We start from the raw sequence: 24,688 nt of genomic DNA on the forward strand, positions 1-24,688 counted from the left end.
TCTCGGAGGGGGCGCGGGCGCCGCGGTGTAGGATACCGCGATGCGAAAGCTGGCCCCGTTCATCCTGACGCTGGTGGCGATCGCGTGGGGCGCGACCTCGACCGCAAGCGCGCAGTCCGGCGCGCTCGGTCCGCAGGGGACGGCGGCCCGCTCCCGGACGGCCATCGTCGGGTTCACGGCGTCGCTGACGGGGAACGTCAACGTCGAGTCGACCCGGCAGACCAACGGCATCAAGATGTGGGTGGACGATGTCAACAAGGCAGGCGGCATCCGCCTCGCCGACGGCAGCTTCGTCACCCTCGACATCAGGTTCTATGATGACGAGAGCAACAAGGACCGAGTCCAGCAGCTCTACACCCGGCTGATCAACGAGGACAGGGCCGATTTCCTGATCAGCCCCTACAGCAGCGGGCTGACCGACGCGGCCGCCGTCATCGCCGAGCAGTATGGCCGCGTCATGGTCACGGCGGGCGCCTCGTCGGACTCCACCCACGACAAGGGCTACTCGCTGGCCTTCATGACCTACACGCCCGCGAGCCGTTACCTGACCGGCGCCTTCGATCTCCTGGCCCACCTCGATCCGTCGGCGAAGAAGGTCGCGATCGTCCACGAGCGGGACAAGTTCTCCACCGACGTGGCAACGGCCGCGAAGGGCCACGGCGAGGGCAAGGGATACGAGATCGTCCTCTTCGAGGGCTATGCCAGCGGCACCACGGACTTCGCGCCGTTCATCAACAGGATGCCGGGCGACGTGGACGCCATCATGGGCGGCGGCCACTTCGCCGATACAAGCACCTTTGCGCGGCAGTTCGCGGAGAAGGGCATTCAGGCGAAGTTCATCGCGCTGCTCGTGGCGCCGCCGGAGCCTCGGTTCGGGGAGCTCGGCGCGGCGGCGCTCGGCGTGATCGGACCGAGCCAGTGGGAGTCCGCCGTGAAATACAGCCCCGAGGCCGCCAGCGCGGCGGGCCTCCCGTGGCACGGCCCGTCGGTCAGCGATTTCGTCGCGCGGTACACGGAGCGCTTCGGCGACACGCCGTCGTACCACGGCGCCGGGGGCTACGCCGCCGGGCTGATCCTGGAGCAGGCCATCGCGCGCGCGGGGTCGCTGGACACGGCGAAGGTCAAGGCGGCGCTCGACGGCACGGACATGCTGACCTTCTTCGGCCACACGAGATACGACACAAGCGCGAAGCGGCATGGCCGCCAGATCGGCCACGACATGGTGTACATCCAGTGGCAGAAGGACGAGCAGGGCAAGATGGTCAAGCGCGTGGTCTGGCCAGCGGACGCCAGCACGGCGAAGGCCCTGTATCCCGCCCGCGAGCAGGCGGCCGCGGGCCCCAGTCGACTGCTGACGTCGCTCGTGGACGGGCTCATGCTCGGGTTCGTGTACGGCCTTGCCGCGATGGGGATGACCCTCATCTGGGGCATCCTGCGCATCATCAACCTGAGCCACGGGGCGATCGTCGCCCTCGGGATGTTCGCGAGCTACTTCCTGTTCACGCACCTGGGGTTGAACCCCTACGTCGGGCTTGTCGCGGTGGCCGGCGGGGGCCTGCTGCTCGGACTGCTAATTTACCCTGTAGCTGTACACCGGGTCGTCCATGCGCCGCACCACCTGACGACCCTGCTGGCCACGTTCGCCGTCAACATGATCTTCATCGGGCTGGGCACGGCGCTCCTGACCACCACGCCGCGCAACATCGATTACTCCCTCGGCACGGCGCGGCTCGGCCCGGTGGCGCTCCCGGGCACGCGCCTCATGGCGGCCTTGATGGCCGTCCTTGTCGCGTCGGCCCTCACCTTGTTTCTCCGTCGGACGCGGCTCGGCAAGGCGATCCGCGCCGTGGCGAGCAACCGCGCCTCGGCGGAGCTGATGGGCATCCCCTCCTCCCGCGTGCTGGCGCTCAGCTTCGGGCTCGGGACGATGCTCGCGGCGGCCGCCGGCGGGCTCATCGCCACGTTCTTCCCCTTCACCATCCTGAGCGGCGAGTCGTATCAGCTCAAATCGTTCGTGATCGGCGTGCTCGGGGGCCTCGGCAACCCGCTCGGGGCGCTCGCCGGAGGGCTCTTGCTGGGCATGCTGGAGGGGCTCATCCCCGTGTTCCTCCCGGTGAGCTGGGTGCCTGTGGTGGAGTTCGTCCTGTTCGTCCTCGTGCTGCTGCTCCGCCCGAGCGGCCTGTTTGGAGCCCGCGCATGAACGCCCATCGACACCCTGCCTTCTGGCTGACGCTCCTCCTCGTCGTGGGGCTGGGCGCCCTCCCCCTCGCGACGCGCGGCGACACGCTGCGGGAGACGATGTTCACCCTGCTGACGTTCGTCACGCTCGCGTCCAGCCTCAATCTCCTGCTCGGGTACACGGGCTACGTGAACTTCGGCCACATCGTGTTCTTCGGTCTGGGCGGGTACACCGGCTTTTACCTCCTGAGCCAGCGGGGGGTCTCCCTCTACCTCGCCATGCTCGCCGGCGGCCTCGCCGCCTCCGCGCTGGCCGGCGTCCTCGGCCTCGCGATCCTGCGCCTGCGGGGCGCCTATTTCGCCCTGGCCACGATCGGGATCAACGAGGCGGCGCGGGCGTTCGTGAACAACGTCTCCCTCTTCGGCGGCGCGACGGGCCTGTCGATCAACTTCTCGGTCTACGGGGAGTACGGCGGTCCGGCCGACGCGCTGTGGCTCACGTATTCCCTGCTCCTGCTGGTCACGGTGGTGGTGGTCGCCGTCAGCTTGCTCGTGAAGAGCTCGCGGTTCGGGCTCGGGTTGCTCAGCATCCGCGAGGACGAGGACGCGGCGCTCGTCATGGGCGTCAACGCGCCCCGGCTCAAGACGCTCGCCTACGTGCTGTCGGCCTTCTTCCCCGGCGTCGCCGGCACGCTCTACTTCTTCAAGAACGGCAACGTCGAGCCGGGCGACGCCTTCCGGCTGCACATGTCCATCGAGACGCTGGTCATGGTGATGCTGGGCGGCGCGGGGACGGCGCTCGGGCCGATCCTCGGGGCGGCCGCGTACGACCGCCTCCGCAGCTTCCTGCTCACGACCCCGCTCTTCAAGGATCTCCACCTCGCCTTCGCGGGGGGCGTGCTCCTGCTCATCGTCCTCTTCGTGCCGTCCGGGGTCGTCGGCTGGCTGCGCGCGCGCCTGCCGCGCGCGCGGGGGGTGCTCGAATGATGCTCGAGGTGCAGGGGGTATCGAAGCGCTTCGGCGGCCTGCAAGCGCTGAGCGACGTCGCGTTCGGCGTCGAGGACGGGGAGATCGTCGGCCTCATCGGCCCGAACGGCGCGGGCAAGACGACGCTCTTCAACGTGGTGAGCGGCGTGAACGCGCCGGAGAAGGGCCGTATCGTCTTCCGCGGGCAGGACATCACCGGCCGGCCGCCGTACCGGGTGGCGCAGCTCGGGCTGGCCCGCACGTTCCAGATCGTGCGGCCGCTGCACGATCTCACGGTCCGCGAGAACGTGATCCTCGGCGCCTGCTATGGCCGCGAGCGCCACGGCCGCGGCGCCGCGGCGCGCGTGGCGGACGAGGTGCTCGCCCTCGTGGGCCTCGGCGAGCGGGCCGCGCAGCTCGCCGGCAGCCTGAACGTGGCGCAGAAGAAGCGGCTGGAGATGGCCCGCGCCCTCGCCGCGCGGCCGTATCTGCTCCTGCTCGACGAGGTCCTCGCGGGCCTCAATCCCGCCGAGGTGGCCCGGATGATCGACATGATCCGCCACATCCGCGGTCAGGGGGTGACGATCCTGATGATCGAGCACCTCATGCAGGCGATGATGAGCCTCTCCGACCGGATCGTGGTGCTGGACCATGGCAAGCTCATCGCCGCGGGGGAGCCGCGGGAGGTGGCGGCGGATCCGAAGGTGATCGAGGCGTACCTCGGCGACCCGAAGCTCGGGCAGGAGCTCTTGGCAGGAGGCTCGGATGGCGGCCGCGCTCGAAGTGACTGATCTGACGACGGGCTACGAGGAGGTGCAGATCCTGTGGGGCGTGAGCCTCCGCCTCGAGCCGGGGAAGCTGACGGCCCTCGTGGGGTCGAACGGGGCTGGCAAGACGACGCTCCTGCGCGCCGTGACGGGGCTGCTTCCGACGTGGAGCGGCGCCGTGGTGTTCGGGGGTCACGACGTCACGCGGCTCCCCGCGCACGCCCGCGCCGGCGAGGGCCTGGCGCTGGTGCCGGAGGGACGGCAGCTCTTCAGCGACATGACGGTCCAGGAGAACCTCGAGCTCGGCGCCTTCTCGCGGCGGGCGCAGCCGGGCGCGCGGCGCAACCTCGAGCGCGTGTTCGAGATGTTCCCGCGCCTCGCGGATCGCCGCGGGCAGAAGGCGGGCACGCTGAGCGGCGGAGAGCAGCAGATGGTCGCCGTGGCCCGCGGGCTGATGGCCGACCCGAAGGTGCTGATGCTCGACGAGCTGTCGCTGGGCCTCGCGCCCCGGCTGGTGCTCGATCTGTTCGAGTCGCTGCGCCGGCTGAAGGCCGAGGGGCTGACGATGCTCCTCGTCGAGCAGAACGTGGCCATGGCCATGGCGGTGAGCGACTACGCCTATGTGCTGGCGGAGGGGCGCGTCCACCTGGAGGGGGAGGCGAGCGAGCTGGCGAAGAAAGAGGAGGTGCGGAGGGCCTATCTGGGGCTGTGAGTCGAAGCGGGAGCAGGCGGCGCTCGCCGCGCGCGGCCAGCTTCCCGCGCGGCCGGGCGGGCGGTACCTTGCGGAGATGCACGGACGAACGAGCCCCTCCCCTCTCCTTCTGGCTGCGCCGCTCGCCATCCTGCTCGCCTGCTCGGGGCAGGAGAACGGGAACGCCGCGTCCTCGGGCTCGGGCACGGCGAGCGCGTCGACGGCCGGCGGGGGCGGCGGACACGCCGGCGGGGGCGGCGGGGGCGGCGGACACGCCGGCGACGTCGCCCATGGTCGCGACATCGGCGCCGCGAACACGGGTATCGCGGGGGCGGTCGCGGCGGGGCTGCCGTGCGGTCAGCTCACCGACTACGATGGGCCCCGCATCGTCGATGTTCCAGGGACCGTGATCGAGAACAAGCGCATCGTCGGCGCGATCAAGATCCTCGCCGACGACGTGACAGTCCGATGCTGCGACGTCGACCTCGACGGTGCGGTCGACGCGCGGGGGATCTGGGTCGGGTACGAGACGAACCCCTCGGGCTGGCGCATCGAGTGGAACACGATCCACGGCGGCACCACGGGGACCATCGGCATCGATCTGACGACGAGCGGCGACGGGGTATGCCGGCGCAACGACGTGTCGGAACAGGAGAACGGGATGCGCCTGAGCGGCGGCCACGTCGAGGAGAATTACCTCCACGATCCGATTCCCTACGACGGCACCGCGCACCGCGATCAGATCGAGATCTACGGGACGAGCCAGCCGACGTCGCTGCTCCGCAACCGCATCGAGCACGACGGCGAGGAGACCGCGGCGATCAACATCACCTGCGACTTCGGAGCGACCGATGACGTGCTGGTCCAGGACAACTTCATCGACGGCGGCAACTACACCCTCTACAACCGCGAGCAGGGCCACGGGATGCCGACGCGCGTCCGGTTCATCGGGAACCAGCACGGCGACAGCTTCTACTACGGGCTGATCTCCGCCGACCGGGAGGGCACGCCCGATCCGGAGGTGCAAGCCGCCGACCCGGAGCGGTTCCTCTGGCAGAACAACACGTGGGCTGAGACGACCGACCCGGCGCACCCGGAAGGTCAAATGATCCCGGTGCCCTGATCTGTTAAGTAATGTATCGTCGGCGGCCCGCGATTGACGGCACGCCCAGGGTGAACTCCACTGATTCACCGGCAAGATCAGCGAGACCAGCGGGCCTGCTCGCAGCTGGAATATTCCACATACCCGCGCTGGCGACCACGCTCATGATCTCTCGCCCTGGAGAAAGAGGACGACGATGGATTTCAGGCAGGCGACGCGCGTCATGAGATGGTCCACACCGCTGGCGTTCGTCTGCGCGCTCGGCGCCGGCTGCACCAGCGTGATGGACGCGGGCCGCGCTCCGATCGAGGACAAGGGCACGCAAGCCGAGGGCCTGAGCGACCCGTCGGTGTGCGACGGCTACAAGTACTGCGATTGCGGGCTCTGGGTCGCGACGGGCGACACCTGTCCGGAGCGGAGCTGCGATATGTGCCAGGAAGGGCTCGTCTACTGCGGCTGCTACGGCGGCTGCCTGGTCGCCGACATCATGTGCGATCCGCAGCCCGACGAGTGCGGAGAAGGCGTCTGCCGCGGTTCGCTCCGGGACTGCGGCGGAGGCATCATGGCAAACCCCGACACCGCATGCCCCGGGGGCCCGCTCGTCGGCGACGGGACGATCGAGAGCAACCCGGACAGCAATCCGGATGGCTCGGCCGAGGCGTTCCAGTACACCTCGACGGCCTCGGGTACGGCCTCGGTGCTCACGTTGTACGTCGACAACGCGAACACCGCCGTCAACATCGTCGTCGGCCTCTACACGGATAACGGCGGTCATCCGGGCACGCTGCTGACGCAAGGCACGATCCCGTACCTGTACCACAACGCCGGGTGGCACTCGGTGGACGTGGCGCCGGTGTCGATCGTCGCCGGCCAGCCGTACTGGATCGCGATCCTCGGTCCCGAAGGCGGAGGCGCCCCGAGGTTCCGCGATCGGGAAGAGGGCGCGTACACCTCGGAGAGCAGCGCCGAGTCGAACCTCTCGGCCTTGCCCGCGACGTGGACGACGGGACCGATCTGGTCGACATCGTCCGCATCGGCGTACGTGTCGCGCTGAGAACCAGGATCGGTGGGCCCATCTCCGTCGGGTCGCCCATCGTGGCGGCCCGTCAGAGGCCCCCGCTCAGGGCCCCGCGGATGGCCTGCTCGACGGGTGAATAGTCCCCGTGCTCGCGTTCGAGCCGCAGCGGCTCGGCCGGCAGCAGGGGCGGCTGGGCCAGGAAGCGCGGGCGGGTGCCTCGGTGCGGCTGCGCCGTGTGGACCAGGAACGGATGACACAGGTAGACCGTCCCCGCTTCGCCCGTCGCGAGCACCTGCGGTCGATGCGCCGTCTCCGCGAAGCCGTTCGCGGCGAGCTCCCGCAGCGTCAACCCCTGTTCGCCTGCGGGCGCGAGCTGCCTCGCGATGTCCAGATGCGACCCCGCCCGGATGCGCGTCGGCGCGTCGGATTCGCTGACATCCGAGAAGAGAAACAGCATGAGCAGCGCGCGGCCGCGCGACGCGACGTTCACGCGCCACGTCATGAAGTCGGGGTTCTCCGTGCCGAAGCTCGCGTCGACGTGCCAGCCCGCGTCGCCCGGGTCGTCGGGCGACGGAAAGCGGATGGGGAACGTGCCGAGCACGGTCAGCGGCTGCCAGCGACCGGGGCCGACCAGCTGATCGAACGCGGCGCGGAGCACCGGCGTGCTCGCCGCGTCAGCGAACGGTCGCTGGCCGTACATCCCGAGCCGGATCACGGGCTTCGTCCAGGTCTTCGGCTCGAGCGGATCGAACCCGGTGTCACGCCACAGGATGGCGCGACCCTCGTCGGCGAGGCTCCGGGGAAAGGCGGCATCGAGCCGCACGAATCCCTCGGTGATGAAGTGCTCGATCTGGGCGTGGCTCAGCTCGGTCATGGCGCGTGGGCCACCCTATCCAGCGAGCCGCAAGGGTGCAAGCCGCCGAGAGCGGCTCACGGGCAGATCGACGCGGCATACAGCCCGTCGGCGTCGAAGCCGCCGTGGGTGAGGTCGGTGTAGGACCCGTACACCCTGGCCAGGACCCCGCTCGCGTCGATGCCCAGGATCTCGACCGTGCCTCCCGCGAACGATCCGGTGACGAAGTCGTAATCATCGCAGAACTCCGCTGAGCCCCACGAGACGGCGAAGGACGCGTCGATGGCCGGGTCGGTGAGGTCGATGATCCCGGGCTGCTGGAGCGACGGCGGGAGGCTGAGCCTGACGCGCGAGGTGCCGGTGCAATTGATGGGGGACAACGGATCTTCGCAGCTCGTGGCTGCGCTCCCGAGGATGAGCTGGAGCGCGTCGGGATCCGGCGTCAGGCCATCGATCGGCATCGTGGGGCCACGTGCGCCACGGAGCGCAAGCCCGGGCGAGGCCGGGCTCACGGGCGGGGCGGCGCCGCAATACGTGGCGTTGTAGTCGCCGTCGATGTGTCCCCAAACGTCGGGCAGCTCCCCCGAGGCGAGCTCCCTCCGGTCGAGCTCCCCCCAGTCGAGCTTCACCGAGACGGAGCTCGCATCGCTGCTCACGATCTCGATCGTCTTCTCCCACTTCCCTGGGGCGCCCCACGAGCCGGGGCTGAAGCCGAAGCTGCCGCCGCAATCGGGTCGCAAGACGCCGTGGTAGATTCGGATGCGGTGGTCCCTGAGGTCGATGAGCCCGGGTCGGTTGAGCTCGGGTGGGATGACGAGGATGACCTGCCAGAACTGGCTCGACGCTGGAACGCACTGCGTCGGGTCATGGATCAGCGGCCGGCTGCACTCCTGGACGGAGTCGCTAAGGAACAGCACGAGCGACTCGGGATGCGGCGGGGGATAGAGGAGATGCTGCGCGTAGTCCAAGCTTGATGTCACGCGCCCCTCGAACGAGAGCGCCCAGTCGCCTGCCCGCATCGCGAGGGCGTTGGGCGAGGGCGGGGGGGGCGGCTCCTCGGTCGGCTGAGGCTCGACGGGACCGAACACGATCGGGTCGCACCCACCGTTCATCATCGCCAGCGCACCGACGGCCGTGATCCAACGCTTCATGGATTCCCTCCAGGCATGTTCTGGAGGTGAAGTCCTCGGCGGGGGCCGTCACGGCTCACCGGATCCGACGAAACTCGACGCCGGGCGGCGCGGCACGGCAGCGGACTCCGCGACCGACGCTCGAGCAGCCCGGCTTCGCGGGCCCGGCGACGACCGGAACCTCCGGCGAAGGCTCCGGACCCGCCGCCGCCAGCCGGTCCGCCGCCGATCGAGCAGGAACGCGCGCAGAGGCTCCCCGCCGTGGCCGGGCTACTCCTGCGTGCGCGCGTCGCCCAGGTAGTAGGCACGCTGCGCCGGATAGTAATCGGAGAAGTCCGGCAGCGGCTCGCCGAGCCGGGAGGCGACGAGCATGTCGAGGTAGTACTCCCATCCTGGCCCTGTGTCCCCGGCGAGCGCTGGATCGGTGAGGTGTTGAACGAAGGTGAGCTCGGTGGTGTCCCCCTTCGTCGTGAGCGAGAGCGCGAGCCGCCAGTCGCCGTAGTCGTCCTTCATCGAGACCGCGAGGTGATGCGGCGGCTCGCACGCGTCGATCGAGACGTTGCACGACGGCGCTCCTTTCTCGAACGCCATCTGGAGGCGCACCGTCTTGCCGGGCCCCGCCTCCCCCTCCCACGGGCCGATCCAGCGCGCCGTGCTCTCGGAGGCGGTGACGCTCTGCCAGACGTCCTCGATGGGAGCGCGGAAGCTGCGCTTGATCACGAGATCGGCGCCTGTCGCGGTGCCTCGGACGCGGCCGGTAGGTCGGGGGCTCATGCTGTCTCCTTCTTTCGTTTCGTGTCGTTGCGTGGCGGGTTCAAACCCAGGGGATGATCCGACGATGCTGGACGAGCTCACCGTACACGCGCGGTGACTCGGCGGGCTGCGTGCAGACCCAGAGGGCGTTCTTCGCGGCATCCGCCGGCGACTGCGCGGACGACATGTCGTCGAACCACGGGCGCGACGCGTCGGTGTCCACGAGCCCGGGGCAGAGCGCGGCGATGACGATCCCGCGCTGCGTCGCCTCGTCCTGTCGCTGGCGCGCGTAGATCTTCATCGAGGCTACCTGGGCGATCTTGGACGGGATGTTGATCCACGCCGGCCAGTGGTGGGCTTCTGCCTCGCCGCGCTCGACCAGCTCCACGTACTCGTCCATGACGCGCTCGATGTCCTCGAGAGAGCGCGCGGCGGGGTCGAAGAGGTGATGGAGCCGCGGGTCCAGCTTGCCCAGGGAGCCGAAGGCGCTCGCGACGATGAGGAGCCGGCCGCCGTCGCGCAGCAGGGGCCCGAAGGCGCGGATCATCCGGTACGTGCCGTGGTTGTTCGTGTCGATGAAGGTGCGGACCTGGGCTGCCTGCGGCCGATCCTTCACGATGCGCGCTGCCGCGTTCGAGAGCACGATGTCGATCCCGCCGTGGCGGCGCGCCACCGTCTCGGCCAGGGCCTGGACGCTCGCGTCGTCGGTCACGTCGAGCCGGGCCAGCGACGGCTGCAGGCCTTGCGCGCGCAGGCTCGCGACGGCCGCCTCGCCGCGCTCCTGATCCCGCGCCGCCAGGTAGATAGTGCTGCCCGCCGGCAAGTCCTGGCATAGCCGGGCGACCATCGCGTAACCGAGGCCCTGGTTCGCGCCTGTGACAAGTGCGATCTTCGACATCGCTCTCTCCTCCTCCGTGCGTTCGTGAAGCAGACGAGGCGTCACTATTACCCAGCTTCGTCCGACGGGGTAGTCGACGGATGTCGAACGTCCTTGCCGCGCTCGCGTGGGCCCGCGATCCGCTTCCCCTCCGGCGGCGCCGCGCGGTACCCTGCGCGCGTGCGTGCCCTCGAGGTCCTGTGCGCCCTGCCGATCTTCGCGATCCTGGCCAGGTACGTGCAGGAGAAGCTCGGCACCGGCAGGATGGGCGAGATGCTCTTTGCCTGCCACGTCGCGGCCCTCGCCGTGGCGCTCGGCCTGGTCGCCGGCGCTGGGTGGCTCGTGGGGCCTGCGTTCGTGTTTTCTGTGGGTGTCGGCATCCCCGCGTGGCTCATCGAGGTCATCGCCACGCGCAAGGCCACGCTCCTCTCGGTCGCCGCGCACCTCGCGCCGCCCGCGGCGGCCGCGCTCCACCTCGCGCAGCGCGGCTTGCCGTCGGGCAGCGCGCTCTCGGCCTGGGCCATGTTCGTCGCGCTGCTGGCGCTGAGCTTCGTCGCGACCGACCCGGCGCTCAACGTGAACCTCGCCCACCGCCCGTCCAGAGAAATGGCGGTCTTCGCGCCCACGCCCTGGACTGCGCGCCTGCTGATGGCAGGCGTCACGCTGGGCGCGCTGCTCGTCGCGGAGTGGGCCTCCGCGCGCGTCTTTCGCCAGGGCGCGGCATCCGGGGATTGGGGGTGATCCGTGCGCTTCTGTGATCGAGGGGTCTACCACTTCGCGGGTCGCGTCCGCTGCCCCTTCGCCGGGCTCGGCACGCGCGGCGATCACGACGGCAATCGCCTCGCCCTCGACGATGATCGCTCCCGCGTCGACCTGGACACCGAGGCGCGGCGCATCGTTCTTTACAACGATCACGTGTACCCGGAGAAGACCGTGATCGGCGATGTCCTCTTCCTGGCCGAGGGCACCACGGCGAGCGGGCGGAAGAGCCCCTTCAGCGTGCACCTCAAGGTGCTCAAGAAAGGGCGCGCATTCTCGTTCGATCTGCACCGGCACATGCGCGCGAGCGAGCCCCTGGTGGCGGCCGATTTCGAGCCCTTCGAGGTGATCGTGCAGGACGCGGTCACCCGCGTCGTCGCGCTCACGCCGGACAGGACGCGCGCGCTGTGCCTGCGCCCGTCGTTCGCCCTGCGGGTGGTGAAGGCGATCATGGCCACGCGGGATCTGCTGCAGGGCGTGGCGCAGGATCCGGCGCAGGTGGGCTATCGAATCGCGGATCTGTCGGTGGGCTTCGGGGCGCTCGGGGTCCATCACGGCGTGGCGCGGGCGCAGCTCGTGTCGCTCGACGCGGCGAACGCGCCGCTCATCCGCCGCGGGTCGGTGCCGGAGATGCTGCGCGAGGGGGCGTGGGAGCTGTCGCTCACCGCGCTGTCGAAGCGGTGGCTCGACGAGGTGATCGCCCGGGATCTGTTCCTGTTCGGGCTGGAGGGCGTGTCGATCTTGCGGCGGGTGCGCGAGCGCGGGCTCGAGGAGGGGGAGACCCTCTCGTTCCGGTTCGAGCGAGGCGGCGGCTGGGTGGTGCTGGGCGACGAGAAGGAGGAGCTGCCCGGGGCGACGGACCTGGCGCGGTCGTATCTCGAGTTTCACCTGCTCGGCGGGCTCCTGGCCGAGCACGCGGAGCGGCTACAGCAGCCATGACGGCGGCGCGCGCGGCGGGTCCGGCGGTTTACCGGGTACGGGGATGCTGCTAGGCTCCGGGCCATGAGACGCGACAGCCCTGGCGCGCCGACGCAGCCTGAGGCCAACGAGGTTCGTGGCTATCTGGTGCGGCAGCTCGACATCGCGTGGCAGCTCGCCAGCTATCACCTCGACGGGCTCTCCACCGAAGAGTGCTTGTGGCGCCCTGCTGACGCGGGGCTGCACGTCCATCGGACCGCGGGCGGCGCGTGGCGCGCCGACTGGCCTGATCACGAGGGATACGACCTCGGCCCGCCGAGCATCGCGTGGGTGACGTGGCATATCGGCTTCTGGTGGTCCATGGCGCTCGACCACGCGTTCGGCGACGGAGCGCTCTCGCGCGAGAGCGTGACGTGGCCCGGCGACGCCGACGGCGTGCGCGCGTGGCTCGGCGGCCTGCAGGCACAGTGGCGCGCGGCGCTCGATCGGGTCACGGACGACGATCTGCGGTCGGCGCAGCGCGCTCGATGGCCGTTTCAGGATCGTCCGTTCGGTGATGTCGTGGCCTGGGTGAACGTCGAGCTGACGAAGAACGCCGCCGAGATCGGCTACGCTCGCTTCCTCTACGCACGAAGGCCGCCTGGCTGATCCGGCGGCGCGCTGGGACGGACGGCGCGAGGAGGTTGACCTCCATGTCGCTTTCACGCTTCCGCCCTGTGAAACGCAGGATCGAGACGAGAACCCTCTTGCCCGCACGTCGGGATCTCTGGTGAGGCGCATGATGTCAATGATTCGGCTGGGGCTCGTCGGCGATCGGGACGACGGGGTGACCGCGCACCGGGCCATCCCGGCGGCGCTGCGACTGGCGGGAGAGGCGCTGGCGGTGCCGCTCTCGTTCGAGTGGGTGCCGACCGAGGAGGTGACCGACGCGTCGCGGGTGGCGGGCTACGACGCCCTCTGGTGCGTGCCAGCGAGCCCGTACCGGAGCATGGATGGGGCGCTGCGCGCGATCCGCTTCGCGCGCGAGCAGCGGCGGCCCTTTCTCGGCACCTGCGGCGGGTTCCAGCACGCGATCATCGAGTACGCGCGCCATGTGCTGGGCTGGTCGGACGCCGAGCACGCGGAGACGGCGCCGGAGGCGCAGCGCGCGGTGATCGCGCCGCTGGAGTGCTCGCTGGTGGAGGCCACCGGCGCCGTCCGGTTCCGCGCCGGCACCCGCATCGCGCAGGCCTACGGCTGCGCGGAGGCGACGGAAGGGTACCGCTGCCGCTACGGCCTGAACCCGGCGTTCCAGGCCGCGCTGGTCTCGGGCCCGCTGCGGGTCGGCGCCGAGGACGACGCCGGCGATGTGCGCGCCGTGGAGCTCGACGGACATCCGTTCTTCGTCGCCACGCTGTTCCAGCCGGAGCGCGCCGCGCTCGCCGGTCGCCTTCCGCCGCTGGTGGCTGAGCTCCTCCGGGCCTGCGCGGATCGCGCTCGTTGAGGGCTGCCCGACCCGGGTTGGGGTCGCCACCCGGGTTGGGGTCGCCGTGGCCCGACCGAGGTTGGGCACCCCGAGTGTAAGCCGGCGAACCAACCACCCTCAACCCGGGTCGGCTCAACCTGGGTCGGCTCTCGCAATACCACGGTACAATTCCTATCGACGCGGAACGCCGTGTGGCCGCGGCTTTCGTGTGGGTGTTGTGATCACTTCCAGGGCAGGCGGGAATTGTAGGTGCCGAGCTGTTTGGCACGTAGTTCGCAGAGCGGGTGCGCTCCGGCTCGGACCGCTGCCATCGGCTCCCTCGCTTCGAGAACCACCAACCACTCAACTTGCGGAAGTGCACTATGAACAAGAACCGTTCTTCTCGATGGCTGTGCGGCACCACGTGGATGGCGCTCGGCGTCGCGGCCCTCTTTGGATGCTCTGGTGGCGGCGGCGGGGTTGAGGAGGGCGCGGGCGGCTCGGGGGCAGCCGGCAGCACCGTCAGCTCCGGCACCACCACCAGCGCCAGCACGACCGCCAGCAGCAGCGCATCGGTCACCAGCGGCACCGGAGGCCCTGGAACGACCAGCACCTCGACGGGCACCTCCAGCGAAGGCGGCGGCGGGTCGGGTGGTTCGAACAGCGGGACCGGCGGAAGCGACGGAACGGGCGGCGCCCCCAGCAGCGAGAAGTTCGTCGGCAACATCACGACGAGCGGCGCCGTGCGCGACGGGTTCGCGAAGTACTGGAACCAGATCACGCCCGAGAACGAGGGCAAGTGGGGCTCCGTCGAGAGGACCCAGGGCTCCAAGGACTGGAGCAAGCTCGACGCGATCTACAAGTACGCGAAGGACAACAACATCATCTTCAAGCACCACGTCTTCGTCTGGGGCAGCCAGCAGCCGGACTGGGTCGGGCGTCTCTCCGCGGATCAGCAGCGGAACGCCGTGCGCGACTGGATGAAGACGTTCTGTGAGCGCTACCCCGACACGAAGTACATCGACGTCGTCAACGAGCCGCCGCCCCACACCACCCCTTCCTACAAGAACGGCATCGGCGGCGACGGCGCCAGCGGCTGGGACTGGATCGTCAACTCCTTCAAGTGGGCTCGCGAGTTCTGCCCGGGCGCGGTCCTGATCTTCAACGACTACAACAACATCGAGTACGAGAACGACCACAACAACTTCATGAGGATCGCGAAGGCCGTGATCGACGCCGGCGCCCCGGTCGACGCGCTCGGCGCGCAGGCCCACGACGCGTACAAGATCAGCACCCCCACCGTGAAGTCGTACATCGACAAGATGGCCGCGCTGGGCAAGCCCGTGTACATCACCGAGTACGACATCGGCATCGCCGATGACAACCGGCAGAAGCAGGTGATGGAGGAGCAGTTCACGATGTTCTGGAATCACCCCTCCGTCCCCGGCATCACCCTCTGGGGTTATATCGTCGGCACCACGTGGCGGGACAACACCGGCATCCAGCACTCGAACGGGAACATGCGCCCGGCCATGCAGTGGCTGATGGAGTTCCTGGGCCGCAACTGACACCAGGCTGACGCGATGAGCGCGCGAGCTCCCTCGGTCGAGGGGGCTCGCGCGCTTTTGTACCCACGGGCTCGTGCTCGCTCACACCCCTCACCTCGCACCGGGCTGGCGTGAGATCGGCAAGGTGACGGTGAACTCGCTCCCCCTCCCCCACTCGCTCTGCACGTCGATGGTGCCCCCGGCGACGTCGATGATCCGCTTCACGATGGCGAGACCCAGGCCCGTGCCGGTCTCTGGCTTCGTGGAGTAGAAGGAGTCGAAGATCCTCCCGAGGTTCTCTCGCCGGATGCCCACGCCGTTGTCCGTCACCTGGATGACGCAGGCCTCGCCCTCGGCCCTCGCCCTGATCTCGATCACGCCCGCGCCGCCGCGCGGATACCGCTCGAGGACGGCATCGCGCGCGTTGCTCAGGAGGTTCTGTACCACGGCGTAGCACTGCGTCGGGTCCGCGACGATGGTCAGGGATGCCGCGACGTCCTCGCGGATCGAGATGCTGGAGCCGTCGATCGTCTGCCGGAGATCGACGAGCGCGCTCTCGATCAGCTCGCTCAGGTTGATCGGCCCCGCCGCGCCCTCGCCGTCCGTGACGCTGGACAGGTCCATGATCTTCTTCGTGATCGCGAGCGCCCGGGTGGTCGCCTTGAACGCCAGCCGCAGCGCAGCGTCGAGCGCCTCCTGGTTCTCGAAGATGTGCCGGAGGCGGTCCGTGATCCGATCCAGCTCCTCGTCCGCGAAGCGCAGGCTGAGCTCCTCGTGCAGCTTGCCGAGCTCCACCCCTGAATCGAAGGTGAGGCTCGGCCGCGACGCCGCCTCGTCCTGCCCGAGCGCCCTCGCGAGCGCCAGCCTCGCTCCTTCCAGCGCGCTCTGGATCTCGTGCGCGAAGCCGCCCGCCATGCGCTTCTCGGTCGCCTCGCGCTCCAGGCGGAGGAGCTTGTCGAGCTCGACCTCGCCGGAGGTCGCCTGGGAGGCCTTCACGATGGTCGCGAGATCCAGGTCCTCGCCGGCCGCGACGCTCGGCCCCGGCCTCATCGTCGGCGCGGCCACGACGGCGTCCGCGCCCCGCGGCGCGAGCTCCGCAACCCTGTCCTTGAGCTGCGCCACCTTGGCTTCCGCGCCCCACCGCGCGTAGCCGTGGAGGGCGTCGGCCATGTACGCGCGCGCGATCTTCTTCCTGCCCCTCGCCAGGTGGAACCTGGCGGCGAGCTCGTTCGCCAGCGCCTCGTGGTGCAGGAACTCGCCCTCGTGGGCCGCCTCGATCGCCTTGTCGTAGAGATCCATCGCCGCCGCGTCGTCGCCGGACACGCGCGCGCGCTCGGCGGAGACCAGGAGGAGCTTGTGGCGGAAGTTCTCGGGGCAGCTCTCCGCCCACACCGCGATGTCCGCCGCGTGGCGCTCGATCTCCCGCGCGTGGCGCGCCTGGTCCACGGCCGGCGCGGTCGGGTACAGCGCCAGCATGATCAGGCACGCGTAGAACGGCACCTCGGTCGACATCCACATGTTCGCCAGGTACGGGCGCAGCGGCTCCGCCAGGGCGATGAGGGAGAGGGCGCGCTCGTGATCCTCGTAGAGGAACGCGAGCTGAGCCCTCTGGATGTGATAGAACGCCGCCATGAACTCGTGGTTCGGCGCGCCGATCACCGCGTCGAACTCCGCCTCGTCGAAGACTCCATCGCTCAGGGTGTGGTGCCCCTGCGTGCAGCCCCGCAGGTTCGCGATCATCTGCCGGGACGAGGTCACGATGAGGTTGGACATGACGTCCCTGGTGCGCTGAAGGAACGGGAGGCACCGCTCGATCTCCTCGGCGATCGCGGTGAGCTCGACGCCGTGGCTCAGCCGGTTCGTGACCCCGTGGAAGAGGGAGTAGCTGGCGAACTGGAAGTCCCCCGCCTCGATGCCGTCCCGGTGCGCCTGCGAGAGGTACGAGAACGACAGGCGGAGCGGCTCCCGGTAGGGAGAGACGAAGATCGCGAAGCTCGACTTCACCTTGGACGACACCACGGCGCCGCTCATCTTCTCGTTGAGCCCCATCGCGAGCCTGCCGAACTCGTACGCTTCCCCGTACCGACCCAGCTCGATCAGGACGATCGCGTAGATCAGGTAGCCCCAGGCGGAGACCTCCGAGTGGCCGTGCTTCAGCGAGATGTTGGCGTGCTTGACGCACACGAGCGCGTGGAGGGCGGGGTTCGCGCCGAGGATGGCCGCGCTCACGTTCGTCAGGATCGTCAGCGCGGCCTTGTGCCGGGGGTCGATCAGCTCCGGGGCGTCGAACAGGTCCGTGATCCGGCGGCCCGCCAGGTTGATCGGCACCTCCGCGAGCTCCGCCTCGAGGGCCGCCTTGATGCGATCGTCCCCTGTGGGCAGCTCGATCCCGAGCAGCGCCAGGGCCGTCCGCGCGCAGCGCACGGACTCGTCGAACCGCGCGACGGCGTTGAAGAGCAAGAGGCGCTGGGCGTAGACGTGCGCTCGATCGAGGTGGGTCCTGGCGCTGGCCAGGATGAAGTTGAACAGCGACTCGGCCTGCGCGAAGCGGCCGCTCAGGAACTCGCACCCGGCGCGCTCGAGGTGGAGCGCGAACGTGAGCTCGTAGTCCTGCTCCCAGCCCTCCTCGCCGAGGAGCGACGTCCCGGCGCCGAGGTAGCCCGCGGCGACGTCGTGGGCCGCCGACGCCTTCGCCTTCGTGCCGGCGGCGAGGTTCAAGCGCGCGAGGGTCGTCCGCTCGGCCGGCGAGGTGATCCGCGAGGCGCCGAGGTTCAGGTGGTTCACCGTGTCGAACAGGCTCTCGTCTCGATCGCCGAGCCCCCGCTGCGCGAGCATCAGGCGCCCGATCCGCAGGTGGAGATCTTGCTTGAGCTCTTCCTCGATCAGCGAGTAGGCGGCCTGCTGCACGCGATCGTGCAGGAACCTGTACGAGACATCGATGTCCACGGGGGCGATCTCGCCCTCGGCGCTCGGGTCGGGCGTGACGTGGAGGAACCGGTACTCGGTGTCCAGGGGAAGGACGATGTTCTCCCGGAGCGCCTCCCAGAGGTCGGCGGCCGTCTCGGCGGGCGGCCGCTCGTCGATCATCGAGAGCGTCCTCAGGTCGAACCGGTGGCCGATGCACGCGGCGAGCGTGAGGATCCGCTGCGTGCGCGGCGTGAGCCGGCGGAGCTTCCTCGCCATGAACTCGACCACGTTGTCCGTGATCCCCGCCCTCCGGATGCCCTCGAGATCCCAGCAGAACGCGCCGGAGGACGCGTCGAAGGTGAGCAGGTGGTCCTTGTAGAGCGAGACGAGGAACTGGTTGATGAAGAAGGGGTTCCCCTGGGTCTTGTCGAGGACGAGCTTCGCCAGCGGGGCGGAGCTCTGCTGGTCGCAGCCGAGGGCGTCGGCGACGAGCTGATTGATGTCCGACAGGCGCAGCGGATCGAGGTTGACCTCGACGACGCTCGTCCCCGCCTCCCGGAGCTCTGCCCGGGCTGCCGAGAGCGGGTGGCCGGCGTCGACCTCGTCGTCGCGGTAGGCGCCGATCACGAGGAGGTAGCCGCGCTCCGGATCCGACAGGAGCAGCGTGAGGAGCCTGAGCGAGGCCAGATCGGCCCACTGCAGGTCGTCGAGGAAGAGGACCAGCGGATGGTCGGCCGTGGCGAAGACGCGGAGGAACCGCTGGAAGACCAGGTCGAGTCGATTCTGGGACTCGCTCGCCCCGAGCTCGGGCACGGGCGGCTGGGGACCGACGATGAGCTCCAGCTCCGGCATCAGCTCGACGAGGACCCGCGCGCTCTGGCCGAGGGCGGTCGCGAGCGTGCGCCGGAGCCGGGTGAGCGGCTCCGTGCGCTCGGCGAGCAGGTGCCGGATGAGGTCCCGGAACGCCTGCGCCAGCGAGGCGTACGGGATGCTCCGGTTGAACTGGTCGAACTTGCCCGCGATGAAGCGCGCTCGCCGGTCGGCGATCACCTTGTACAGCTCGCTCACGACCGCCGATTTGCCGATGCCGGCGTGGCCGGAGATCAGCGCGAGCTCGGCGGTGCCCCGGCTCGCGCGCTCCCAGGCGGCGCGGAGGGCCGCGATCTCCCCGTCGCGTCCATAGAGCTTCTGCGGGAGGAGCAGCCCGTGGCCGCGGTCGTACCGGCCGAGCGGGAAGGGCCTGATGTGGCCGGTGGCCTCGAGCTGCTCCAGGCACTCGCGCAGATCGGCCCGGAGGCCGTGCGCGCTCTGGTACCGATCCTCCGCCGCCTTGGACAGGAGCTTCATCACGATGTTCGAGACCGCCTCGGGGACCCCGGGCGACCGCATGTGCGGCGGCGTCGGCTGCCTGGCGATGTGGCTGTGCAAGAGCTCCAGCGGGTCGGTCGCCCGGAAAGGCAGCGCGCCCGTCAGCATCTCGTAGAGGGTGACCCCGAGGGAGTACAGGTCCGTGCGGTGATCGAGGGCTCGATTCATCCGCCCTGTCTGCTCCGGTGACATGTAGGCCAGGGTCCCTTCCAGCGAGTCGGGGCTGCTGGCCGGCTGGATCTCCTGGGAGAGGCGCGTGGCGACGCCGAAGTCGATCAGCTTGACCTGGCGCGTGTCCATGCGGACGAGGATGTTGTGCGGCTTGATGTCCTTGTGAATGATGTGGCGCCGGTGGATCGCGTCCATGGCGTCTGCGATGGAGTCGGCGATCTGGAGCGAGGTCTTCAGGCCGATCGAATGCGTCTGCTGGAGGATGTCGCTCAGCGGCTGCTCCTCGAGGTCCTCGGTGACGAGCGCGAGGCTCGTGCCCACCCGCTCCAGGCCGTAGACCTTCACCACGCTGGAGATGTCGAGATCCCTGGTGATCTCGTAGTCGTGCCGGAGCTTGGCGATCTGCCGGGACGTCGGGTATTCGCTCCTGAAGAGCTTGATCGCGACGGACGCCCGGTCCACGTTCCGGTACCCACGATAGATGACGGTCTCGACGTCGCTCTGGATCTCGCCCGTGATCGTGTAATGGGGAAGGCTGATCATCACCCTCTCCACTACAGAATCGCGACAACGGGCCTCTCCGTGGAGGCCGCTCGCGGAGGGCGGGTGGTGGGTCGCCGTCGCTCGATCTCTGGACAGCGCGGCAAGAGAGAGCAGGCCGTGGAGGGCCCGTGGCGCTCGGGTGCAGCGGCCAGCGCCCCGCCAGACACCGTCCGGGATCGCCTGATATACCCTCTGAGTCCGATCGCGCGCATGCCGCGGATTGACCGCGGAATCGCTTCCCTGCCCATCTTTTTTGCATAACACCCTTGCGGCATCCGGGTAAATGGACTCGGGGCAGGACTGTGATGCAACCAACGCCAACTCCGGAGGAGCCGGGGCGAGTCGAACGAGCGTCGCGGGAGATCACGCAGATTGTCGGGCTTCAGACGGCGTGAGCGCTGTCGCCGGCGCGCGGGGAGAGCACGATCGGGACGGAGCTCAGAGGTCGCCGGTCGAGGCGCGGCGACGAGGGACGACGCCGCGGTGAGCGCCGCCGCGGGTGGGGGTGGCGCTTCACGGTTGGGAGCTCGCGCTCGTGCGCGCAAGACGAGCTGCCGCGCGCCCGCGCTCGCGCGCCACGCGGCGCGCGTTGCGCCTCGCCGAGCATGCAATCCCACACCCGGGGCGGACCGGGGCACATGAGGGGGCGACACGTCCTGCGTCCGCCGTGCGGCGCGCGCGACGCGGCGTCGGCAGCGTCCATCGACAAATGCGGCGGAGCTGTGTCTTGTGACGCTGTCGTGCGAGCGTGCAGGTACGGTTGCGCGAGAGATCCCGGGGGTTCGCCATTCAAAGGTCCCCGCGTTCGAGATACGCTGCGGACATGTCCTGGCCTCCCACGTCTGGTCGTCCTCCCACGGGCACAGGAACCGGCCTGGGACGCGGGGGCGACACGAAGGTCACCGGCGTGCTGCAGCCGCCGTCTTCGCGCCGAGCGCCCGATCTGCCGGCGCCGGGCGGCGCGCGCGAGGCTGTCACGCTCGCCCCGCCGGCGCCGGGCGGCGCGCGCGAGGCCGTCACGCTCGCCCCGCCGGCGTCGGGCGGCGCGCGCGAGGCCGTCACGCTTGGCCCGCCGGCGTCGCAGCCGCGCCCTGCCGCTCCGCGCGGCGCCGGACGCGACAAGGGCCGCGCCCCGCTCGCGCGAGGCCGCGTCGTCGCCGGGCGGTACAGGCTCGTGCACCCGCTCGGCCAGGGCGCGATGGGCGAGGTGTGGCGCGCGCACGACAGCGTCCGGCGGTTCGACGTCGCGCTCAAGTTCCTCGTGCTCCCGCGCCAGGACCCGGCCATCGACATGATGGAGCGCTTCCGGTTCGAGGCGCAGGTCGCGGCGCAGATCGGGCGGAAGACGGACCTGATCGTCACGGTGCACGACGCCGGCGAGGATCCCGAGGCGGGCCCGTACCTCGTGATGGAGTACGTGCGCGGCCGGTCGCTCCGGCAGTTCATCCAGGAGCGAGGGCGGGTGCCGGCGGGTGAGCTCGCCGCGCTCCTCTGCCAGATCGGAGAGGCGCTCTCGGTCGCGCACGGACTCGGCATCGTGCACCGGGACATCAAGCCGTCGAACATCCTGCTCCGCGAGGGGCGCGACGGACGCCTGCGCGCGAAGGTCGCGGACTTCGGCATCGCCAAGTGGATTCGCCAGGATCTGCCGGCCGACTTCCCGCGCCAGACCGCGGAGGGCGTGGTGCTGGGCACGCCGGCTTACCTCAGCCCGGAGCACACGTGCACCGGGCACGCGGATCCGCAGCTCGACATGTGGGCCCTCGCGGTGGTCGCGCACGTGGCGCTCACGGGGCAGCAGCCGTTCGCGGGCCGCACGATCGCCGACGTGCTCGCCTCCATCCTCGCCAGCGATCGGCCGCCGCTGTCGACGCTGTGCCCGGGAGCGCCGCCGGAGCTGGAGGCCTGGTTCGCGCGGGCCTTCGCCCTGGATCCAGGGGAGCGATTCCCGTCGATCGAGCCGATGATCGCGGCGTTCGTGGCCGCGGTCGGGGTGCCGGAGGCGCCGACAGAGCGGGCGCCCGCCGCGCCGGCGCGGCGGACCGGGCTGCACCTCGCGGCGGCGGGCCTCATGATGGCGCTCGGGATGGGGCTGGCGCTCGTCACGGCGCTGCCCTGGAAGCGGTCGGAGGGCAGCACGGCCGCGCTGCTGGCGGTCAGCGACGGGGTGCTCGCCGCCGCGCGCCGCGCCCCTGGGGCTCAGACGCCGAGGGCGCCCCAGGCGGCCACGTGCTCGACCGGTGCGCCGGGCGGGACGGCGACGGCGCAGGCCCCGGCAGCGGCGCCGCTGGCGGCTGCGGCGCCGCTGGCGGCTGCGGCGCCGCTGGCGGCTGCGGCGCCGCTGGAGGATGCGCCGCGGCCTTCCGCGGTGCGGCCCGCCGCGGCGCGCCCCGCCGCGGCGCGGCCGGCGCGCGCGACCGAGGCGCCGCGGAGCACGGGCGGAGCGCCGTCGCGGCAACGCGCGAACGATGCGGGCGTGCGGAAGAGCGCGATCTTCTGAGCGGAGAAGCCCCCCGGGGGGATCACGCCGACCTGGGCGGGAATGGCTCGATCTGGGAGGCTGGCAGCGTGCCGCTGCCCGGGCCGATCACGGCGTCATCCAGTTGCGTGAGACGCACAGCATGGCCAGCAGCTTGACCGTATCGCCGTAGTAGTCCTCGACGGGAGCGGCGGCGACGATGTGGCTCCACAGGCTGTCCAGCCACGCCTGACCACCGGAATCCGCGGTGGCCGCGACCGCGAACGGCGCGATGAACACCATGTCGCTGTAGGACTCGATCGCGCGGCCGTCGAGGTAGTAGCCGGCGCGGATGCTGCTCGGGTTGCCGCGGGTCTTGCCGCGGATCCAGCGGCTGATCCTGCCGACCGCCTCGCGCGAGCGCGCGTCGCCGCTGATGGCCGCGTCGATGCCGAGGCGCCACGGCACGCGGGCCGCGTTCCAGGAATACCGGCCGTCGTGCGGCGCCTCGAGGAAGTTGGCCGCGGCGGGGCGAGGCGTCGTGTGCGTGTTGATGACGAAGTCGGGCAGCAGGCCGGTCGAGCTGGCGTGGCTGTTCTGCATCGTCTCGATCAAGGTCTGGTGGGCGCTCAACACCCGCGACCAGTCGGTGCCGGCGCGGCCGATGAAGCTGCGGAAGTGGCCGAGCATCCAGTCGGAGCTGCGCGTGGCGTAATAATACGTGGGATCGTCCGGCCACTTCGCCCAGTCACCCAGGTTGACGAGCTTCGTTGTCGGGTTGACGTTGCTCGCCGCGATCGCGTCGAGCACGCGGGTCGCCTCGGAGGCGTAGTCGATCGCGCCGCCGGAGCCCCACTGCTCGTGCGCGAGCAGCAGCGCGTAGGCGATGTCGAGGTCGCCGTCCGTGGCCGAGTCGTGATCGAGGACGTCGTTGCAGCTGGCGTCCTGCGCCCACGCCATCAGGTCGGGGTTGTTCTGGCTGGGATGGCGGCGGTTGTAGCGGTGCAAGCCGTCGAAGATCGCCTGAGCCTGCGCGTCTTGCCCGGCCATCATCACGGCGATGAGCATGCCGTAGCCCTGGCCCTCGGACACGACGTGAGCGCCGTCGCCCGTGCTGGCCCGGATGCGGACTTCGTCCGGCTGACAACCGGCCTCCACGTAACGGCTCTTCCACTGCCAGTAGAAGCTCGCCGTCGCGCTGTCGGCCGCGGCCTGGCCGGCCGAGACGCGCAAGGTCGACGCGTGGTAGGCCTCATGGTGACTGCCGAACGGATGCGTCTGGGCATGTGCGCTGCCGGCGACGCCGAGCAAGGCCAGCGTCAGCCCTTGCAGCACCCGCTTCAGCGGTCCGGTTCGCCTTGACCATGCGGCCGATGAGGAAGACAGGGACATGGGAGCAACCTCCAGGTTGGTGACGCGTTGATCAGGAGATCAACATCAGGAGAGGCGCGTGCCCTGGCCACCTCCTGCACCTTGAATGAGGCGAGGCTCCCCGATCCTTCGCGAAATCGTCAGCAGGGGAGCGTGATCGTACTTCCCTGCGTCACCACGTCGCCCACTGCTGGTTGGCGCCGCTGTTGCAAGAGTACTGCTTCACGACCGCCGCGTCGGCGGTCGAGCCGCTGACAACGTCCAGGCACGTGCCGCTGTGCCGCGCGACGACGTGGTAATAGCCGTTGCGCACACCCTCCATCAACCGGCCAGCTCCCGATAGAACACCGTGGTGCTGCACAGCCCGCCTCGCGGCCAGAGCGCATAGCCGGGGATCACGCCGCAGCGCTGCCATCCCAGGCGGGTGTACAGACGCTCTGCGTCGCTGCCGGTGACGGTGTCCAGCACCAGCAGCGTCCTGCCCGCCCCGCGCGCCGCCGCTTCGGCGGCGCGCACGAGCGCCTCACCTAGGCCGCGGCGGCGCGCGCTGCGGTGCACCTGCAGCTTGGCCACGTCGGCGCGGTGCGGCTGGTTGTCGGGCATGGTCAACACGACCTGTACCGTGCCCACGATGCTGCCCGACTCCGTGTCTTCGGCCACCAGCACGAGGCGCTCGCCGCGCTCGGCGCTGGCCAGCGTGCTCTGCCAGAAGGCGAGCGCCTTGGCGCGCGGCAGCGGGTGCATGAAGCCGACCGACGCGCCGCTCTCCACGCAGTCCAGCAGCACGTCAGCGAGCGCCTCGGCCACTGCCGGGTCGGAGGTGGCGCGGCGGATGCGGAACGTGTCGGTCATGTGAGCCCCTCTCGC

General features: G+C 70.1%; 20 protein-coding genes. 12 read left to right on the forward strand and 8 right to left on the reverse strand.

The window, feature by feature from the left end; translation table 11 throughout:
* Positions 1-40: 40 nt before the first annotated feature.
* From WME76_RS24105 to WME76_RS24130, 6 genes are all read left to right on the forward strand, one after another.
* A complete protein-coding gene (locus WME76_RS24105; protein WP_437954629.1) occupies positions 41-2,200 on the forward strand; it encodes an ABC transporter substrate-binding protein in 2,160 nt (719 codons plus the stop codon).
* Positions 2,197-3,165: a branched-chain amino acid ABC transporter permease gene (locus WME76_RS24110; protein ID WP_437284550.1), complete on the forward strand. Its 969-nt coding sequence runs from the start codon at positions 2,197-2,199 to the stop codon at positions 3,163-3,165. The genes WME76_RS24105 and WME76_RS24110 overlap by 4 nt, the downstream gene beginning before the upstream one ends.
* Positions 3,165-3,935: an ABC transporter ATP-binding protein gene (locus tag WME76_RS24115; RefSeq protein WP_437962152.1), complete on the forward strand. Its 771-nt coding sequence runs from the start codon at positions 3,165-3,167 to the stop codon at positions 3,933-3,935. Before WME76_RS24110 ends, WME76_RS24115 begins: the two co-directional genes overlap by 1 nt.
* The gene (locus WME76_RS24120; protein ID WP_437954630.1) at positions 3,910-4,623 is read left to right on the forward strand and encodes an ABC transporter ATP-binding protein; all 714 of its coding nucleotides are present in this window, start codon (positions 3,910-3,912) and stop codon (positions 4,621-4,623) included. The genes WME76_RS24115 and WME76_RS24120 overlap by 26 nt, the downstream gene beginning before the upstream one ends.
* A 76-nt stretch (positions 4,624-4,699) precedes the next feature.
* A complete protein-coding gene (locus WME76_RS24125) occupies positions 4,700-5,725 on the forward strand; it encodes a hypothetical protein (RefSeq protein WP_437954631.1) in 1,026 nt (341 codons plus the stop codon).
* Between the two features lie 202 nt (positions 5,726-5,927).
* The gene (locus WME76_RS24130; protein WP_437954632.1) at positions 5,928-6,758 is read left to right on the forward strand and encodes a hypothetical protein; all 831 of its coding nucleotides are present in this window, start codon (positions 5,928-5,930) and stop codon (positions 6,756-6,758) included.
* Positions 6,759-6,810: 52 nt separating this feature from the next.
* On the opposite strand, the gene WME76_RS24135 is transcribed toward WME76_RS24130, so the two are convergent.
* The 4 genes from WME76_RS24135 to WME76_RS24150 form a co-directional block, all read right to left on the reverse strand.
* Positions 6,811-7,596 carry a phytanoyl-CoA dioxygenase family protein gene (locus WME76_RS24135; protein ID WP_437954633.1) on the reverse strand — a complete coding sequence of 262 codons (786 nt, stop codon included), beginning with the start codon at positions 7,594-7,596 and terminating at the stop codon, positions 6,811-6,813.
* A gap of 56 nt (positions 7,597-7,652) precedes the next feature.
* Positions 7,653-8,726: a hypothetical protein gene (locus WME76_RS24140; RefSeq protein ID WP_437954634.1), complete on the reverse strand. Its 1,074-nt coding sequence runs from the start codon at positions 8,724-8,726 to the stop codon at positions 7,653-7,655.
* Between the two features lie 249 nt (positions 8,727-8,975).
* Entirely contained in the window at positions 8,976-9,479 is a 504-nt protein-coding gene (locus WME76_RS24145; protein WP_437954635.1) for an SRPBCC family protein, read from the reverse strand.
* A 40-nt stretch (positions 9,480-9,519) separates the two neighbouring features.
* The gene (locus WME76_RS24150) at positions 9,520-10,356 is read right to left on the reverse strand and encodes an SDR family NAD(P)-dependent oxidoreductase (protein ID WP_437954636.1); all 837 of its coding nucleotides are present in this window, start codon (positions 10,354-10,356) and stop codon (positions 9,520-9,522) included.
* Between the two features lie 159 nt (positions 10,357-10,515).
* On the opposite strand from WME76_RS24150, the gene WME76_RS24155 reads away from it, so the two are divergent.
* The 5 genes from WME76_RS24155 (at position 10,516) to WME76_RS24175 (ending at position 15,024) form a co-directional block, all read left to right on the forward strand.
* Complete coding sequence (locus tag WME76_RS24155; RefSeq protein WP_437954637.1) at positions 10,516-11,076, forward strand: hypothetical protein; 561 nt, start codon at positions 10,516-10,518, stop codon at positions 11,074-11,076.
* 3 nt (positions 11,077-11,079) lie between these two features.
* Positions 11,080-12,033: a hypothetical protein gene (locus WME76_RS24160; RefSeq protein ID WP_437954638.1), complete on the forward strand. Its 954-nt coding sequence runs from the start codon at positions 11,080-11,082 to the stop codon at positions 12,031-12,033.
* A gap of 63 nt (positions 12,034-12,096) precedes the next feature.
* The gene (locus WME76_RS24165; protein ID WP_437954639.1) at positions 12,097-12,660 is read left to right on the forward strand and encodes a DinB family protein; all 564 of its coding nucleotides are present in this window, start codon (positions 12,097-12,099) and stop codon (positions 12,658-12,660) included.
* Positions 12,661-12,799: 139 nt separating this feature from the next.
* Entirely contained in the window at positions 12,800-13,495 is a 696-nt protein-coding gene (locus WME76_RS24170; protein WP_437962153.1) for a CTP synthase C-terminal region-related (seleno)protein, read from the forward strand.
* Positions 13,496-13,839: 344 nt separating this feature from the next.
* On the forward strand, positions 13,840-15,024 hold the full coding sequence (locus tag WME76_RS24175; protein ID WP_437954640.1) for an endo-1,4-beta-xylanase: 1,185 nt from the start codon (positions 13,840-13,842) through the stop codon (positions 15,022-15,024).
* Positions 15,025-15,114: 90 nt separating this feature from the next.
* On the opposite strand, the gene WME76_RS24180 is transcribed toward WME76_RS24175, so the two are convergent.
* Entirely contained in the window at positions 15,115-19,992 is a 4,878-nt protein-coding gene (locus tag WME76_RS24180; protein WP_437954641.1) for an AAA family ATPase, read from the reverse strand.
* An 823-nt stretch (positions 19,993-20,815) separates the two neighbouring features.
* On the opposite strand from WME76_RS24180, the gene WME76_RS24185 reads away from it, so the two are divergent.
* Entirely contained in the window at positions 20,816-22,492 is a 1,677-nt protein-coding gene (locus tag WME76_RS24185; RefSeq protein WP_437954642.1) for a protein kinase domain-containing protein, read from the forward strand.
* Between the two features lie 87 nt (positions 22,493-22,579).
* Here WME76_RS24185 and WME76_RS24190 read toward each other — a convergent pair whose 3' ends face one another.
* The 3 genes from WME76_RS24190 to WME76_RS24200 all read right to left on the reverse strand — a co-directional run bounded on the left by WME76_RS24190 (position 22,580) and on the right by WME76_RS24200 (position 24,673).
* On the reverse strand, positions 22,580-23,842 hold the full coding sequence (locus WME76_RS24190; RefSeq protein WP_437954643.1) for a glycosyl hydrolase family 8: 1,263 nt from the start codon (positions 23,840-23,842) through the stop codon (positions 22,580-22,582).
* A 151-nt stretch (positions 23,843-23,993) separates the two neighbouring features.
* Positions 23,994-24,143, reverse strand: coding sequence for an RICIN domain-containing protein (locus WME76_RS24195; protein ID WP_437954644.1), 150 nt, complete (start codon positions 24,141-24,143; stop codon positions 23,994-23,996).
* Complete coding sequence (locus tag WME76_RS24200; protein ID WP_437954645.1) at positions 24,143-24,673, reverse strand: N-acetyltransferase family protein; 531 nt, start codon at positions 24,671-24,673, stop codon at positions 24,143-24,145. Before WME76_RS24200 ends, WME76_RS24195 begins: the two co-directional genes overlap by 1 nt.
* Positions 24,674-24,688: the final 15 nt, after the last annotated feature.

This window comes from Sorangium sp. So ce119, from assembly GCF_051524405.1.
Taxonomy (GTDB): domain Bacteria; phylum Myxococcota_A; class Polyangia; order Polyangiales; family Polyangiaceae; genus Sorangium; species Sorangium cellulosum_G.

What these genes read in the sequence shown, in the direction of transcription:
- WME76_RS24165 (WP_437954639.1), top strand. Translation starts at nt 12,097, where the DNA reads ATGAGACGCGACAGCCCTGGCGCGCCGACGCAGCCTGAGGCCAACGAG.
- WME76_RS24130 (WP_437954632.1), top strand. Translation starts at nt 5,928, where the DNA reads ATGAGATGGTCCACACCGCTGGCGTTCGTCTGCGCGCTCGGCGCCGGC.
- WME76_RS24200 (WP_437954645.1), bottom strand. Translation starts at nt 24,673, where the DNA reads ATGACCGACACGTTCCGCATCCGCCGCGCCACCTCCGACCCGGCAGTG.
- WME76_RS24195 (WP_437954644.1), bottom strand. Translation starts at nt 24,143, where the DNA reads ATGGAGGGTGTGCGCAACGGCTATTACCACGTCGTCGCGCGGCACAGC.
- WME76_RS24190 (WP_437954643.1), bottom strand. Translation starts at nt 23,842, where the DNA reads ATGTCCCTGTCTTCCTCATCGGCCGCATGGTCAAGGCGAACCGGACCG.
- WME76_RS24170 (WP_437962153.1), top strand. Translation starts at nt 12,800, where the DNA reads ATGATTCGGCTGGGGCTCGTCGGCGATCGGGACGACGGGGTGACCGCG.
- WME76_RS24145 (WP_437954635.1), bottom strand. Translation starts at nt 9,479, where the DNA reads ATGAGCCCCCGACCTACCGGCCGCGTCCGAGGCACCGCGACAGGCGCC.
- WME76_RS24115 (WP_437962152.1), top strand. Translation starts at nt 3,165, where the DNA reads ATGCTCGAGGTGCAGGGGGTATCGAAGCGCTTCGGCGGCCTGCAAGCG.
- WME76_RS24125 (WP_437954631.1), top strand. Translation starts at nt 4,700, where the DNA reads ATGCACGGACGAACGAGCCCCTCCCCTCTCCTTCTGGCTGCGCCGCTC.
- WME76_RS24120 (WP_437954630.1), top strand. Translation starts at nt 3,910, where the DNA reads ATGGCGGCCGCGCTCGAAGTGACTGATCTGACGACGGGCTACGAGGAG.
- WME76_RS24105 (WP_437954629.1), top strand. Translation starts at nt 41, where the DNA reads ATGCGAAAGCTGGCCCCGTTCATCCTGACGCTGGTGGCGATCGCGTGG.
- WME76_RS24150 (WP_437954636.1), bottom strand. Translation starts at nt 10,356, where the DNA reads ATGTCGAAGATCGCACTTGTCACAGGCGCGAACCAGGGCCTCGGTTAC.
- WME76_RS24180 (WP_437954641.1), bottom strand. Translation starts at nt 19,992, where the DNA reads ATGATCAGCCTTCCCCATTACACGATCACGGGCGAGATCCAGAGCGAC.
- WME76_RS24175 (WP_437954640.1), top strand. Translation starts at nt 13,840, where the DNA reads ATGAACAAGAACCGTTCTTCTCGATGGCTGTGCGGCACCACGTGGATG.
- WME76_RS24110 (WP_437284550.1), top strand. Translation starts at nt 2,197, where the DNA reads ATGAACGCCCATCGACACCCTGCCTTCTGGCTGACGCTCCTCCTCGTC.
- WME76_RS24135 (WP_437954633.1), bottom strand. Translation starts at nt 7,596, where the DNA reads ATGACCGAGCTGAGCCACGCCCAGATCGAGCACTTCATCACCGAGGGA.
- WME76_RS24185 (WP_437954642.1), top strand. Translation starts at nt 20,816, where the DNA reads ATGTCCTGGCCTCCCACGTCTGGTCGTCCTCCCACGGGCACAGGAACC.
- WME76_RS24140 (WP_437954634.1), bottom strand. Translation starts at nt 8,726, where the DNA reads ATGAAGCGTTGGATCACGGCCGTCGGTGCGCTGGCGATGATGAACGGT.